The sequence below is a fragment of the Burkholderia sp. Ac-20392 genome, assembly GCF_017104585.1.
Taxonomy (GTDB): domain Bacteria; phylum Pseudomonadota; class Gammaproteobacteria; order Burkholderiales; family Burkholderiaceae; genus Burkholderia; species Burkholderia lata.
Genome location: NZ_JAAGPB010000214.1, coordinates 1 through 13,904, shown reverse-complemented (window position 1 = coordinate 13,904; position 13,904 = coordinate 1). Strand labels below are relative to the sequence as shown.

The window sequence follows — 13,904 nt, the reverse complement described above, 5'->3', positions numbered from 1 at the left end:
CTTCCGCGTACTTGTTCGTGAGTTGCGAACCCTGTGCAGCCATCACGGCCGGGCTCGTGTAGTTTTCCGACGCGATCAGCTCGATGTGATCTTCCTGGCGGCGGTTTTCCTGCTCGATCGCGGCAAAGATTTCGGGATCGACGTTCGCAATGGTGCTTTGGGCTCTGTCAAACATACGGTTTCCGTTAAGTGTGTACAGGTTGACCGGAGCGGCCGAGTACGGTGCGCTGCTGGCGGGACCAGCTCGACGTGGCGGAAGAATCCGTATGACGCGAGGCAGGACAGCCACCGGCGATGCACGCGACGGCGCACAACGGCTGCCCAGGCGAACGGCAAAAACGGCGCCCCGCGCTTCACGGTGGGATGCTCCACCTTGAACCCGAAGGGTTCTATCGCCAGTCACGCGGGGGTGATGAGCGCGTTAGTGTATTGGATGCGTCATGAATAGGCAACCGCACGGCGGTGCGCCGGAAGCAATTGGGGCCAGACTCTACGCGCCCGTGCGGGAACGCTTTGCCGCCTTGCCGCGGTGCGGCAATCTCAGTAGGCTTGCGGGATACCACCCGCTATTTTGTCATCGACCAGGAGCAGCAATGATCGTGTTCGTCACAGGCGCGTCCGCCGGCTTCGGCGCCGCCATCGCCCGTGCCTTCGTCAAGGGAGGCCACCGCGTCGTCGCGACCGCGCGCCGCAAGGATCGTCTCGATGCACTCGCCGCCGAACTCGGCGATTCCCTTCTGCCGCTCGAGCTCGACGTCCGCGATCGCGCGGCCGTCGAGGCCGTGCCGGCCGCCCTTCCCGCCGAATTCGCGGCGCTCGACGTGCTCGTCAACAACGCCGGCCTCGCGCTCGGCGTCGAGCCGGCCCAAAAGGCCAGCCTCGACGAATGGCACACGATGATCGACACGAACTGCACGGGCCTCGTCACGGTCACGCACGCGCTGCTGCCCGGCATGATCGACCGCGGTCGCGGTCACGTCTTCAATATCGGCTCGGTTGCGGGTTCGTACCCTTATGCCGGCGGCAACGTCTACGGCGCGACCAAGGCTTTCGTCCGACAATTCAGCCTGAACCTGCGCGCCGACCTGCTCGGCACGCCGCTGCGCGTCACCGACATCGAGCCCGGCCTGTGCGGCGGCACCGAATTCTCGAACATCCGCTATCGCGGAGACGACGCCAAAGCGGCGAACGTCTACAACAATGTCCAGCCGCTGATGCCCGAGGACATCGCCGACACGATCTACTGGATCGCGACGCGCCCGGCGCATGTGAACGTCAACACGATCGAGCTGATGCCGATCGCGCAAGCCCCCGGCGGCCCGACCGTCCACCGCGGCTGAAGCCACGCGGGCCCGGCCCCTTCCGGGCCGGCCCGCAGTGTGCTACGGCATACTACATTCCGTTACGAATCGGTTACGAATCAGGCTCCTGCCTTCCGGTAGAATGCGCGCCATGACCCAGCCTACCCGCTCCCCGGAAGCGCCCTCCGGCTTCATCTGGCCGGTGCGCGTGTACTACGAGGATACCGACGCAGGCGGCATCGTCTTCTATGCCAACTACCTGAAGTTCTTCGAACGCGCCCGCACCGAGTGGCTGCGCGCTTGCGGCATCGACCAGCGTCAGCTCGCCGACGACACCGACGCGATCTTCGTCGTCCGCAGCACGTCGCTCGACTACCGCGCACCGGCGCGACTCGACGACGCACTGGCGATCACGAGCCGGCCCGGGCGCATCGGCCGCGCATCGGTGGAATTCACGCAGGAAGCCTGGTGCGGAAACACGCTGCTCGTGGCCGGACACATCCGTCTCGGCTGCGTCGACCGTACCGGCATCCGGCCCGCGGCCATCCCGCCGGCCGTGCTCGACGCGCTGCAGCGCGGGCCCGTCATCGACGACGGGCAGACTGCCCTGTCAACGAAGCTCGCATGAGCCCCGTTTAGACAAAGCCTATGAACTTGCCTTTCTGATTCGATACTAAGCAAGGTTCGGCGTCAGGCATGGCCGGCGCGCCGCGCCACACGCATACCGGGCGCCCCGAAGGGACGTTACTCAAACCTCTATGAACACTTCTCAAGACCTGTCGATCATTTCCCTCGTCCTCAACGCGAGCGTGCTGGCCCAGGCCGTGATGGGGCTGCTGCTGCTGCTGTCGCTGATGTCGTGGACCTTCATCTTCCGCAAGTGGTTTGCGATCCGCCGCGCACGCGTGCAGACCGAACGCTTCGAGAAGGATTTCTGGTCGGGCGGCGACCTGCAGGCGCTGTATCAGAGCGCAGCCAACAACCGCCACACGATCGGCGCGCTCGAGCGGATCTTCGAATCGGGCATGCGCGAATTCCTGAAGGCGAAGGAAAAGCGCATCAGCGATCCGGGCCTCGTGCTCGATGGCGCACGCCGCGCGATGCGCGCGTCGTTCCAGCGTGAAATGGACGTGCTCGAAGCGAACCTCGCGTTCCTCGCATCGGTCGGCTCGGTCAGCCCGTACATCGGTCTGTTCGGCACGGTCTGGGGGATCATGAACTCGTTCCGCGGCCTCGCGAACGTGCAGCAAGCCACGCTCGCGAACGTCGCACCGGGCATCGCCGAGGCGCTCGTCGCCACCGCGATCGGCCTGTTCGCCGCGATTCCGGCGGTGGTCGCGTACAACCGCTACGCGCACGACATCGACCGCCTCGCGATCCGCTTCGAGACCTTCATCGAAGAGTTCTCGAACATCCTGCAGCGTCAGGCCCAGTAAGGAGCGCGCCATGGCAGGAAGTCCCATCCGATCCAGCATGCGCGGCGGCCGCTCGCGCCGCGCAATGGCCGACATCAACGTCGTGCCGTACATCGACGTGATGCTGGTGCTGCTCGTGATCTTCATGGTCACCGCACCGCTCGTCGCCCCGTCGATCATCAACCTGCCGACCGTCGGCAACGCCGCGCCGCAGGAGCAGACGCCGCCCGTCGTCGTCAACATCAAGGCCGACCGCACGATGAGCGTCAAGTACAAGGGCGACTCGGGCGCGACCCAGGAAGACACGATGACGAAGGCCGAGCTCGACAGCTTCATCGTCGCTCGGCAGGCTGACCATCCCGACCAGCCGGTCGTGATCGCGGCCGACAAGACCGTGCAGTACGATGCCGTCATGACCGTGATGTCCGATCTGAAGGCGCGTGGCGTCAAGCGCGTCGGCCTCCTCGTCAAATCGCAATGAACCGGCAGCAATCCACGCGCAGCTCCGCCTACCCGCCTCAGCCTCCCCGCGAGCGCGGCACCTGGCGCGCATTCGCGCTCGCCGCGCTGATGCACGTGCTGCTCGCGCTGTTTCTCTATCATGGCGTGCAGTGGCAGAACAGCACGCCGGCCGGCGCCGAAGCCGAGCTGTGGACCGAGGTGCCCGATGTCCCCGCGCCGCGGCCCGTTGTCACACCCACACCGCCCGTGAAGGTCGCGCCGCCCCCTCCCCCCGTGCGCGACGAGCAGGCCGACATCGCGCTGCAGCAGAAGAAGCGGCAGCAGGAAGCGGCCGCGCGTGAAGCGCTGCTCGAACAGCAGCGCCGCGCGCAGCAACTGAAGGCCCAGCAGGAAGAGGAAGCCCGGCGCGCGCAGCTCGCGGCGCAGCAGGCAGCCGCACTCGCCGCACAAAAAGCCGCGGACCGCGACAAGCAGAAGCAGGCCGACAAGCTCAAGCAACAGCAGCTCGCCGAGCAGCAAAAGCTCGAACAGCAAAAACTTCAGCAGCAGAAGCAGGCGCAACTCGAAGCGCAGCAGGCGGCGAAGGCGAAAGCCGACGCGGCCGCGAAGGCAAAGGCGGAAGCCCAGGCCAAGGCGAAGGCCGAAGCCACGGCGCGCGCGAAGGCCAATGCGGCAGCGAACGCGAAGCTCGACCGCGAGCGCAGCGCACGCCTGGCACAGATGCAGGGCCTGTCCGGCGCCGGTGAAGGCGGCGGCGAAGGCCTCGCGAAAAGTGGCACGGGCACGGGCTCCGGCGGCAATGCCGCCACGCCCGGCTATGCTGACAAGGTGCGCCGCCGCGTCAAACCGAACATCGTTTGGGGCGGCGAGCGAGCAGGCCTGACCACCGTCGTCAAGATTCGGTGCACGCCGTCCGGTGACGTATTGAGCGCATCGGTTTCCCGCTCCAGCGGGAATTCGGGGTGGGATCAAGCCGTGGTCAATGCGATCCACGCATCGGTCCCGTTGCCGCCCGATTCTAACGGTCGTACCCCTTCGGACATTACGATTACCTTCAAGGCTGCGGAGTGAAAGGAAATGCGCTTACACTCCGGGCGTCGCTGTCGGACGGGAACGAATCGGGTATTTTTACTGTCTCTGCCGTTGCGCAGCGATCCAAGTCATACGGGAAGCAAGAAGCATGAGTTTGATGACAAAGCTAGGTTTCAGGGCACTCGTGGCCTCGTGTCTGATCACGGCGGGCAGCGCCGCTAACGCCCAGGTCAACGTGCTGATCACCGGTGTCGGGTCGACCCAGTTCCCCATCGCCACCGCGAATTTCGCGAATGAGGCGAACCTGCCGCAGCAGGTCACGTCGATCGTCCGCGCCGACCTCGCCCGCAGTGGCAAATTCACCAACATCGACGCTGGCAGCACGCCGGTGCCGGAGAGCGCATCGGTCGATCTCGGCGCCTGGAAGGCCAAGGGCGCGAATGCGTTCGTCGCCGGCAGCGTGAACCGCGAGGCGAACGGCCAGTACAAGGTCAACTTCATCCTGTACGACACCGTGAAGCAGCAAAGCCTCGGCGGCCTGTCGCTGACGGCCACCGACACCACGCTGCGCACGGCCGGCCACAAGATCGCCGACTACATCTACCAGAAGCTGCTCGGCGTGCGTGGCGTGTTCGCCACGCGCCTGTCGTACGTGATCAAGACCGGTAACCGCTACCAGTTGCAGATCTCGGATTCGGACGGCCAGAACGCGCGCATCGCGCTGTCGAGCACCGAGCCGATCATCTCGCCGTCGTGGTCGCCGAGCGGCACGAAGGTCGCGTACGTGTCGTTCGAGCGCAAGAAGCCGATCGTCTACATCCACGACCTGCCGACCGGCCGTCGCTACATCGTCTCCGACCAGAAGGGCAACAACAGCGCACCGGCATGGTCGCCGGACAGCAACACGCTGGCCGTCGCGCTGTCGCTGACGGGCAATACGCAAATCTATACGGTCAACTCGACGGGCGGCGGCCTGCGCCGCCTCACGCAGAGCAGCTCGATCGACACCGAGCCGTTCTACTCGCCGGATGGCCACTGGATCTACTTCACGAGCGATCGCGGCGGCGCGCCGCAGATCTACCGGATGCCCGCACAGGGTGAAAGCGCCGGTGCCGCGCAGCGCGTGACTTTCACCGGCAGCTACAACACGAGTCCGCGTATCAGCCCGGACGGCAAGCTGCTCGCTTACATCTCCCGCACGGGGGGAGGCTTCAAGCTGTACGTTCAGGATCTGCAGTCTGGCGCGGCGAACGCCATCACGAATACGAATCGCGACGAATCGCCGAGCTTCGCGGCAAACGGCCAGTACCTTCTGTACGCTACCCAGTCGGGTGGTCGCAATGTTCTGGCAGCAGTGCCCTCCGACGGCAGCGCGCCGCCGCAAATCCTGTCCGTCCAGGGCGGCTCCGTTCGTGAGCCGTCGTGGGGGCCCTTCATGCAATGACCACAAGGAGAGTAAACATGATGTCGAATAAAGCTCGTCTGGCCCTGGCCGTGATGATGATCAGCGCGCTCGCAGCGTGCAAGTCGGGCGTGAAGCTCGACGACAAGGCAAACAACGCGGGTGCAGTCAGCACGCAACCGAGCGCCGACAACGTCGCGCAAGTGAACGTCGACCCGCTGAACGACCCGAACAGCCCGCTCGCGAAGCGCAGCATCTACTTCGACTTCGACAGCTATTCGGTGAAGGACGAGTACCAGCCGCTGATGCAGCAGCACGCTCAGTACCTGAAGAGCCACCCGCAGCGCCACGTGCTGATCCAGGGCAACACCGACGAACGCGGCACGAGCGAGTACAACCTCGCGCTGGGCCAGAAGCGTGCGGAAGCCGTCCGCCGTGCGATGGCACTGCTCGGCGTGAACGATTCGCAAATGGAAGCCGTGAGCCTCGGCAAGGAAAAGCCGCAGGCAGCAGGTCACGACGAAGCATCGTGGGCGCAGAACCGTCGCGCCGACCTCGTCTACCAACAGTAAGTAACGGAAGAATCGCCGTATGACGCACCGTGTATCCCTGCTGCGCGTTGCCGCAGCATTCTGCGTCGCCGGCGCGGCGTGGTCGGCCGCGCCGGCGCACGCCGGCGTGTTCGACGACAACGAAGCGCGCCGCGCCGTGCTCGATCTGCGCAGCAAGACCGACAACCTGGCGAGCCAGTTGTCGGCCGCCCAGCGTACGATCCTCGATCAATCCGGCCGTCTCGACCAGCTGAACCAGCAGGTCGCGACGCTGCGCGGCGAGAACGAGGATCTGACGAACCGGCTGACGACGCTCGAGCGGCAGCAGAAGGAGTACTACCAGGATCTCGACACGCGGCTCAAGAAGTTCGAGCCGCAGCAGGCGACGATCGATGGTGTCGAAGGCACCGTGCAGCCGGGTGAAACGGATGCGCTCAGCGCGGCGCAGCAGCAGTTCCGCAACGGCAACTTCAAGGCGGCGGCGGCTTCGTTCCGTGCGTTCATCGCGAAGTATCCGCAGAGCCCCTACCAGCCGACCGCGCAGTACTGGTATGGCAATGCGCAATACGCGCTGCGCGACTACCGCGGTTCGACTGCAACGTGGCAAGGGATCGTCAGCAAGTTCCCGCAGCACCCGCGCGCAGCCGACGCCCTCGTGGCAATCGGCACGAACCAGCTCGAGCAAGGCCAGAAGGCGGCCGCAAAGAAGACGTTCGAGCAGGTCGTTTCGCAGTATGCCGGGTCGAACGCCGCGCAGACCGCGCAGGGCAAGCTGGAGACGATCAAATAATTATCGCGGCGGGTTGTTGACAGCCTGACAATCCGTCGCTATAATCTTTTGCTCTTTGGGTCGTTTGCCAAGTTGTTGAAGCAACGAACCAACAGGTTTCAAGAACGTGGGGTGGTAACTCAGTTGGTTAGAGTATCTGACTTTTAATCAGAGAGTCGAGGGTTCGAGTCCCTCCCACCCTACCAACTATCTTCGATAGTGCAAATCAAAGCCTCCCAAGTGGAGGCTTTTTTGCGTCTGGCGCATCCCCGTCGCGCGCGCCCTCCCGACTCCGCTACCGGACGGGGCACGCACAATGGCCCCGCCAGCACATCAACGCACACTGACGTCGCGCAGCACGCCACCATATCCCGCGTACAGATTGCCGTCGGGCAGCAACTCCCGCTGCACAAGCTGGCGATGCACGACCGGCAGGTTATGGAACGGCATCCGCGCGAACAGGTGATGTTCGATATGAAAATGAATCGCGTGCGGGCCGAACAGGAACGTCTGCCACGAACGCCGGGCGATCGTGCGCGCGTTGCGGCTCTGGTCGGTACATGCCGGCAGCCCCGCATGTTCGAAGATCGCGCGCACCTGCCCGGCGAGCGGCAGCAGCGTGACGGACGGCACGATCCACAGCGTCACGTACAGCAGCGGATGCCCGACCAACGCGAGTGTGCCGAACAGCACACCGTTGCCGGCCAGCATCGACGCGACTTCCCATGCGACATACGCGCGCGACTTCCCGACCTTCGGCAGCGCATGCGCGAACTCGCCGCGCGCGAGCTTCACGACACTCGTCACGTAGCCGATCCCGCATGCGTACGCGAGCAGGCGGCCGATCAGCCGCCCGCGCGTCACCGGATAGTCATGCACGCCGAACAGCAGCGCGACGGGATCGTCCGACTCCATCGGTGCGCGATGGTGCTTCAGATGGCCTGCGCGATACGTCCGTAGCGACAACCACAGCGGGCCCGCCGTGAACAGTTGACCCAGCGCGTCGTTGGCACGCCGGTTCCGCGCCAGCAACCCGTGCGCGCCTTCGTGCATCATGACCGCGAGCGCAAGCTGGCTGCGTGCGATCACGATCGCGGCCAACGCGTACACGAGCGGATGCGGAAACGCGATCGCAACCGCGAATGCTGCAGCAATCATCAGCCAGTCGCCCGCCAGCGCCGCGCCGACGCGCGATGCGCTCACGCGAAACAACGCGGGATCGGGCACGAACCGCGCAAGCTCGGCATTTGGCCCGGCATGGTGAACACGGGCATCCGTCACGCGAGCCTCCCGCGCAGCGCGCGCCGCTCGACCCACAGCGCACTGACCATCGCAAGCGCCACGCCGCCCAGCACATCGGCCACCGTATGCTGCTTCAGCGTCAGCGTCGACGTGCAGATCAGCAGGCCGACCGACACTGTCACGAGCCGTCGCCGGTCCGCCAGCATCCGGCAGGCAAGACACGTCACCGCGACATGCAGGCTCGGAAAACCGTTGGCCGCGAGATCGAGTTGCCACATGCGCGCGAGACGGTGGCGCACGAACGCGTTGCCGATCTCCGCGACGTCGGGCCGCGGCACGGCTTCCGGGAAGAGCAAGAAACACAAGACACCGAGCACGAACGCAATCAGCACGGCCTCCTTGAATGCGGCGAACGCGGGCGGCCGCGCATACGCGGCAAGCGCGATCACGAACGGAAAGAAGCCGACATAGACGAACCACGACCACGCAATGAACGGAATCCGCGCATCGATCGACGTGGCCAATACATAGCGCGGCGTGACGCTACGCTCCAGCAGAAAGAAGATCGCGAGGCCGGCTGCCATGCCGAACGTCGCGGCCAGCATCTGCCGGATATCGGGCTGGCGATCGTCACGAAACGACAGTGAATTCATCGTGGCGCCGGCGCCTCGCATCGCGTATCCGTATCGGCCACCTGCGCACGCGGACGCAGCGCGAGGAGGCGCGACGTCCATGCGTCGACGCGCGCACGCGCCTGCTCGCGGCCGGCGATCGTTCCTGCCTGCGTACCAGGGTTGCGCATCAGTTCGGCTGCAGCCTGCCCGACTTCCCGCCGAAATGCGGCCGCATCGCCGCGCCAGGTGACGACGCGATGCACGAGTTGCAGCCGCGCGGCACGCTCGGCGTTGCTCGCCTGCTCAGGCTGATCGGACTGCACGAGCAGGATCGGGCGGCGATACACGCGTGCGATCGACAGCGCAGCCATGCCGGGTGCCGACACGATCAGCGGTGCATGGGCGGCGCGCGTCACCCAGTCGGCGTCGACGCCGGTCCAGCCGTCGTGCCCGGCATAGCCCTCACCCACACGGTGCGTCGCGATTCCTGCATCGCGCATGCCGGCCGACAACGCATCGGCGAGCGCGATGTCGCGGAAGTGCGGGTTCAGATAGACGGCTGCTGCAGCCGGTTCCGAAGCCGGCTGCTCGGCGACGATCGGCACCGGTGTCGGCAGCCGGTAATGCGTGCACGATCGCCGGACTTCATCGGCGGCATCGTAAGCAAAATCGTGCTCGATGCAACACGCCGCCGAATCGATCTGCCAGTCGACGATCCGTGCAAAAGCACGTGCCAGTGCGCGCGGCAGCCGCGCATCGAAATTCGCTGTCAACGCGCGGCGCAGGCTTCCGCCGTACACGTGGACGACGCGGCGGCGCCAGCCCGGCATCGCGCCCATAAACAGCAGCGCCGGATGAAACGAGTCGTTGATCACGAGATCGGCATCGCGGACGATCGCTCGCAGCCGCGCGATGTCACGCAGCATGCGTGTCGGCCTGAACACATAGTGCGCGACATTGCGATCGGTCGCGTCGCGCAGCATGTTCTGCCGTTCGTCGAACTGCACTGCGTAGTGGCGGGACAACACGGTCGCGTCGATGTCGAACGCAGCCAGAAACACCTGCCCCGCGTCGGACGTCGTCAACACGTCGACCTGCGCGCCGGCCGCACGCAGCGCGTGCACGAGCAGTTGCGCGCGCATCAGGTGGCCGCGTGCGTCGGCCGTCGCGAGATAGACGATTCGCGGCATCATGCGCCCGGACGAAGCGACTGGAGCCAGCCGGCCGCAACCATCGCCAGCGCACCCGTCACGCCGAAACCGGCTTCGATCGCACGGATCTCCTCGAGCAACGCGGCGAGATGTGCGGTCTCGGACGGCGCAACCAGACGGCGCAGCGTGTCCGAGCAGAGCCTCACATGCCGCGTCTCGTCGGCAAGCACGCGCGAGAGTAGCGGGTGCAACGGATGTGCATCGCCGATCGTTGCGCAGTGGCGCGCAAGCACGCGCATCGCCATCTGTTCCGCGCACAGACCCGTCGCATAGGCCGGCACGAGCACGCCTTGCGAGAAATGCGGCGCATGGCGCTGCGCGAGCCGGCGCCATCGCATGATCTTGCGTCGGCTCAGCCAGTCGGGCTCATGGGGTGCAGTCGACGGCGCGACACCGCGCGCGCGCAGCGCATCGGCAAACGCGGCCGCATGGCGACGCTCGTCCGCGAGATGCTGCTCGATCCGCGGCGCGAGCCAGTCCGGCGGCTGTCCGGTCCAGTCTTCGTGCAGCGCGCACTCGGTCGCTTCCTCGCCGATCAGGTACATGCGCAGCACCCAACGCTCGCCATGTGTGCTGCGATGGAGCTGCCGGATCGCCGCCCGCTTGATGCGATCGACGAGGTACGCGCGCACCCGCGCCGCGCCGCGCGGCACGGGCGCATCGAGACAGTCGAAGCGTGCATCGCGCGCCGCGTGCGGCGACGCCGGCAGGTCGCCAGCCGCGGTCATGCCGGCACGCCCCGGACGGACGCCGATTTCGTCGCGGACGCGGCAGCGGCTGCCGGATCGCGACGCCATCCGAGGATCAGGCCGATGAAGCTTTCCTGCATGAATGCGTGCGCGGATGCGGTCGCGCCCGCAAATGCTTCCTCGCGGCCGTTGACGCGCAGATAGCCGTTGCCGTCTCGCGCGCCGAATTCGATCCGGTCGTTCTTCCTGAAGCCGCGTGCACGCATGTCCTTCACGAGCGCGCTGCCGTCGAGGCCGAACAGGAACAACTCGCGCTGGGCGACCCACACCGGAATGTGATTGCTCAGTGCATCGAAGCGAATCACCCACGTGCCTGATGCGAGTGCGCGATCGACGTCGGCATCGTGCGGCGCGTTCGACGTAAAGCTCGCACGCGCGACCGACTTAGTCAGGCCGCCGACACCAAGCGCGATCGTGATGTCGTCCGCGGACGGCTGCTTCGGATCGGTCGCGCTCACCTTCACGAGATGCCGCGCGAGTCGCGATGCAAGCGATGGATGCGCGAACAGCGCCAGCGTTTCGTCCGGCGTGAGCACGTCACGTTCGCCCTCGCCCTCCTTCACGCGCACACGATACGGATCGATCCTGACCTCGGTGAACGTGCCGTGCACGGGCGCATGGACGTACACGTCGCGGTCCCATTTCGCGCCGTCGCGACGCAGCAGCACGTGCACGCTCAGCGGCACGCGCCGGCCGTCGCCGTCGACGCCGGTGCCCTGCAGGAGCACGTCGCCGAGCACGTCCTTCGTGCGACGCGTCGCATCGCTCGAGAAGACGATCGCGTGCGCATCGGTATCGATGCTTGCGTGAACGTCCGGCGCATCGAGCGCGATGCGATTGCAGTCCGCGGAGGCCGCGTTCGCGAATGGGCAGCCGCTTTGCGACGCGAAGTGGTAAATCCCGCGCCCCGCATGATCGACCGGCGCGGCATGGGCGCCGACGCTGGCGGCAAACAGGGCGAGGCTGGCAACACGGGTGGCGAAAGAGGACATGGTCGTTATCGGTATGGATGCAGGATGTCGGCTGTCATGGCCGCGCACGATGCGCGGCGCCGGTTCAATGACGGTGATAGGACAGCGCTTCGAGATCGCGCCGGGCCGATGCGCGCCCGGCGAGCCCGAAACCACGCGCGAGCGCGCCGAGCGTATCGACGGCAGACGCCGCGATCGTGACGCCGATGGCCGCGAGATAGCGGACGGCGCCAAGCGGCGGCAACTGCTGGCGATTCAGCGCGCGCAGGCTGTAGCCGAGCCGCATCGCCATCACGCAGAACGGGCCGAGCGGGCCGCTGCGGCCGAGCCACTGCCAGCCGCGCGGCAGGTACGCGTTCACGAGATAAGGTGTCAGGCCGACGCTGTCCTCGCCGCGCATCCAGCGCAGCTTCAGCGATTCGCGTTGCGTGTCCGGCAGCCGATGTTCGGTGTGCGCGTCCGGTGCGAACTCGACAGCCACGCCAGCCGCCTGCATCCGCAGCCCCATCACCTGGCAATGCGCGCGATAGACGCCGTCGAGCGGCTCGTAGCGAAATTGCGCGAACACGTCGCGCCGGAACGCGATGTTGTTCGCATAGAAGTTGCGCGTCGCGCCGTCGCGCAGCGGGCTCGGGAAATACATGAAATCGATCGACGTCAGCGCGATGCCGAGCACGTTCGACGCATAGCTGGTGCGCCCCGCCACCGCGGCGGGCGCATCGCCGGCTTCCCGCGCGAACGGTGCGAGCAGGTGCTCGAGCCAGTCGTCGGCGGGCCGGCAATCGGCATCGCCGAACACAACGATGTCGCAGCGGGCCGCGTCGACACGGTCGAACCCGTCGTTCTTCGCATCGTAGTAGCCGGTGCTCGCGCCGATCTCGACGAAGTCGATCGGGCGGCCGGCCAGCGCAACGATCTCCGCGCACGCATCGGCGGGCAGGCCGTCGTGCGTAATGATCCATTGTGCGAGTACCGCGGGCGGAACGGTCTGCTTCGACAGCGCCGATACGAGGCGCTTCAGGCTGTCGACGGCCTGCGCGAGCCCCGCGCCGCCGCGCAGGTTGTTCGTCTCCAGCACGAGCGCGGCCTGCGCCGCCACGGCACGGGCAGCCGCGCGGGTGTGCCGCGTGGGTTCTGTGAAGTCTGGCATCCGGAATATCTCCATCGTCATGCGCACCGGCATGGATGAAACGAATAGGCGGGGAGCCCGCGGCGCATCGGCGAATGCGGGTCGCCCGCGACCGTCGTCGCAAAACGGGCGGCCTGGAGGGCGCCCGCTTCGCGTCCTGTCACTCCTGGACGGACGGCGCCGAATCGGCGTCGGTATAGCGCGGCTTCGCGTTTTGCAGGTCACGCGTGTTCTTCTGCACGGCGACCGAGCCGAACAGCGCGAGCACGAACGACATCGCGTAGAAACCCTTCTCGCTCAGTTGCAGTGTCGCGTTGAAGAGGCCGACGACCAGCAGTGCGATCGACAGCAGCAGCGCGATCCAGCTGAGGCCGTAATAGATGCCGGTGACGGGAATGCCTTCCGCGCGGTCGCGGACGCTTTTCTGCAGCGAGATTGCCGCATAGAGACCGAACACCAGCACGGTGAAGTAGTAGCCCTTCTCGTTGAGCTGCATGCCGGCGTTCCAGAGACCGATCAGGAATGCCGCGAAGCCGGCGAGCAGCGCGGCCCACGACGCGGCCACGAACGCGAACGACGGCTGCTGGATGGTGGTCTGGTTCATTGCTTTGCCCTCTCTTTCTTCTTGTTCGAAATCGTTTTCGTTGAACTGCGTTTCGCGCATGGTAGCAGCTTTGGCTAGCGGCAAGACGCTGCGCTTGCAGTCTTACAATTCGCGCTGCGCCCGCCGCCAGCGCCCCGGCGTCGTGCCGAGCACCGCGCGAAACGCCTTGCCGAAGGCGGCCTCGGACTGGTAACCGACCGCCTGGCCGATCTCCGCCTGCCCGCGCTGCGTGTCCTGCAGCAGCGCGCACGCGTGCATCATCCGGATCTGCGCGACGAACGCACCCACGCTCATCCCGGCCCGCTCGCGGAAATGCCGGGCGTACGTCGCGCGCGACATCGCGGAGGTATCGCCGAGCGACTCAACCGTCCACGGTTTCTCCGGCGCTTGCAGCACGGCCTGGACCGACGGGCCGAGCCGCGCGTCGGCCGCCAGCGCCAGCCAGCCGGACA

The 13,904-nt window shown here is 66.2% G+C and carries 16 protein-coding genes, 1 tRNA gene, 1 pseudogene and 1 riboswitch; of the genes and pseudogenes, 9 read left to right on the top strand and 9 right to left on the bottom strand.

Annotated elements, in window-relative coordinates:
* A pseudogene (glyA, locus tag G3N99_RS22200) lies at positions 1 to 175 on the bottom strand (serine hydroxymethyltransferase); the annotation flags it as partial.
* Positions 176 to 312: 137 nt separating this feature from the next.
* Positions 313 to 413, bottom strand: a riboswitch (ZMP/ZTP riboswitch).
* Positions 414 to 593: 180 nt separating this feature from the next.
* Between glyA and G3N99_RS22195 the strand changes: the two are divergent.
* From G3N99_RS22195 to G3N99_RS22155, 9 genes are all read left to right on the top strand, one after another.
* Positions 594 to 1,340, top strand: coding sequence for an SDR family NAD(P)-dependent oxidoreductase (locus tag G3N99_RS22195; RefSeq protein ID WP_011351078.1), 747 nt, complete (start codon positions 594 to 596; stop codon positions 1,338 to 1,340).
* A gap of 103 nt (positions 1,341 to 1,443) precedes the next feature.
* Positions 1,444 to 1,929: a tol-pal system-associated acyl-CoA thioesterase gene (gene ybgC, locus G3N99_RS22190; RefSeq protein WP_174939352.1), complete on the top strand. Its 486-nt coding sequence runs from the start codon at positions 1,444 to 1,446 to the stop codon at positions 1,927 to 1,929.
* 130 nt (positions 1,930 to 2,059) lie between these two features.
* On the top strand, positions 2,060 to 2,737 hold the full coding sequence (gene tolQ / locus G3N99_RS22185; protein ID WP_041492749.1) for a protein TolQ: 678 nt from the start codon (positions 2,060 to 2,062) through the stop codon (positions 2,735 to 2,737).
* A gap of 10 nt (positions 2,738 to 2,747) precedes the next feature.
* The gene (tolR, locus tag G3N99_RS22180) at positions 2,748 to 3,197 is read left to right on the top strand and encodes a protein TolR (RefSeq protein WP_011351075.1); all 450 of its coding nucleotides are present in this window, start codon (positions 2,748 to 2,750) and stop codon (positions 3,195 to 3,197) included.
* Entirely contained in the window at positions 3,194 to 4,249 is a 1,056-nt protein-coding gene (gene tolA, locus G3N99_RS22175; RefSeq protein ID WP_174939350.1) for a cell envelope integrity protein TolA, read from the top strand. Before tolR ends, tolA begins: the two co-directional genes overlap by 4 nt.
* A 109-nt stretch (positions 4,250 to 4,358) precedes the next feature.
* A complete protein-coding gene (gene tolB, locus G3N99_RS22170; RefSeq protein ID WP_011351073.1) occupies positions 4,359 to 5,654 on the top strand; it encodes a Tol-Pal system beta propeller repeat protein TolB in 1,296 nt (431 codons plus the stop codon).
* 17 nt (positions 5,655 to 5,671) lie between these two features.
* The gene (gene pal, locus G3N99_RS22165) at positions 5,672 to 6,184 is read left to right on the top strand and encodes a peptidoglycan-associated lipoprotein Pal (RefSeq protein ID WP_011351072.1); all 513 of its coding nucleotides are present in this window, start codon (positions 5,672 to 5,674) and stop codon (positions 6,182 to 6,184) included.
* Positions 6,185 to 6,203: 19 nt separating this feature from the next.
* Positions 6,204 to 6,953: a tol-pal system protein YbgF gene (gene ybgF, locus G3N99_RS22160; protein ID WP_011351071.1), complete on the top strand. Its 750-nt coding sequence runs from the start codon at positions 6,204 to 6,206 to the stop codon at positions 6,951 to 6,953.
* Positions 6,954 to 7,061: 108 nt separating this feature from the next.
* Positions 7,062 to 7,138, top strand: a tRNA-Lys gene (locus G3N99_RS22155).
* Positions 7,139 to 7,265: 127 nt separating this feature from the next.
* On the opposite strand, the gene G3N99_RS22150 is transcribed toward G3N99_RS22155, so the two are convergent.
* The 8 genes from G3N99_RS22150 to G3N99_RS22115 all read right to left on the bottom strand — a co-directional run.
* A complete protein-coding gene (locus tag G3N99_RS22150; RefSeq protein ID WP_206123480.1) occupies positions 7,266 to 8,213 on the bottom strand; it encodes a fatty acid desaturase family protein in 948 nt (315 codons plus the stop codon).
* Positions 8,210 to 8,827, bottom strand: a complete 618-nt coding sequence (locus G3N99_RS22145; RefSeq protein ID WP_206123479.1) for a phosphatase PAP2 family protein — start codon at positions 8,825 to 8,827, stop codon at positions 8,210 to 8,212. Before G3N99_RS22145 ends, G3N99_RS22150 begins: the two co-directional genes overlap by 4 nt.
* A complete protein-coding gene (locus G3N99_RS22140; RefSeq protein ID WP_206123478.1) occupies positions 8,824 to 9,981 on the bottom strand; it encodes a hypothetical protein in 1,158 nt (385 codons plus the stop codon). The genes G3N99_RS22145 and G3N99_RS22140 overlap by 4 nt, the downstream gene beginning before the upstream one ends.
* Positions 9,978 to 10,727 (bottom strand): hypothetical protein, encoded by a 750-nt coding sequence (locus tag G3N99_RS22135; RefSeq protein WP_206123477.1) that lies wholly within the window; start codon positions 10,725 to 10,727, stop codon positions 9,978 to 9,980. The genes G3N99_RS22140 and G3N99_RS22135 overlap by 4 nt, the downstream gene beginning before the upstream one ends.
* Positions 10,724 to 11,740 (bottom strand): hypothetical protein, encoded by a 1,017-nt coding sequence (locus G3N99_RS22130; RefSeq protein ID WP_206123476.1) that lies wholly within the window; start codon positions 11,738 to 11,740, stop codon positions 10,724 to 10,726. Before G3N99_RS22130 ends, G3N99_RS22135 begins: the two co-directional genes overlap by 4 nt.
* A 64-nt stretch (positions 11,741 to 11,804) precedes the next feature.
* Positions 11,805 to 12,869, bottom strand: coding sequence for a glycosyltransferase family 2 protein (locus tag G3N99_RS22125; RefSeq protein WP_206123475.1), 1,065 nt, complete (start codon positions 12,867 to 12,869; stop codon positions 11,805 to 11,807).
* 139 nt (positions 12,870 to 13,008) lie between these two features.
* Positions 13,009 to 13,452: an inner membrane protein YiaA gene (gene yiaA / locus G3N99_RS22120; protein ID WP_174913275.1), complete on the bottom strand. Its 444-nt coding sequence runs from the start codon at positions 13,450 to 13,452 to the stop codon at positions 13,009 to 13,011.
* Between the two features lie 102 nt (positions 13,453 to 13,554).
* A partial coding sequence (locus tag G3N99_RS22115) for an AraC family transcriptional regulator (RefSeq protein ID WP_206123474.1) occupies positions 13,555 to 13,904 on the bottom strand: 350 nt, incomplete at its 5' end.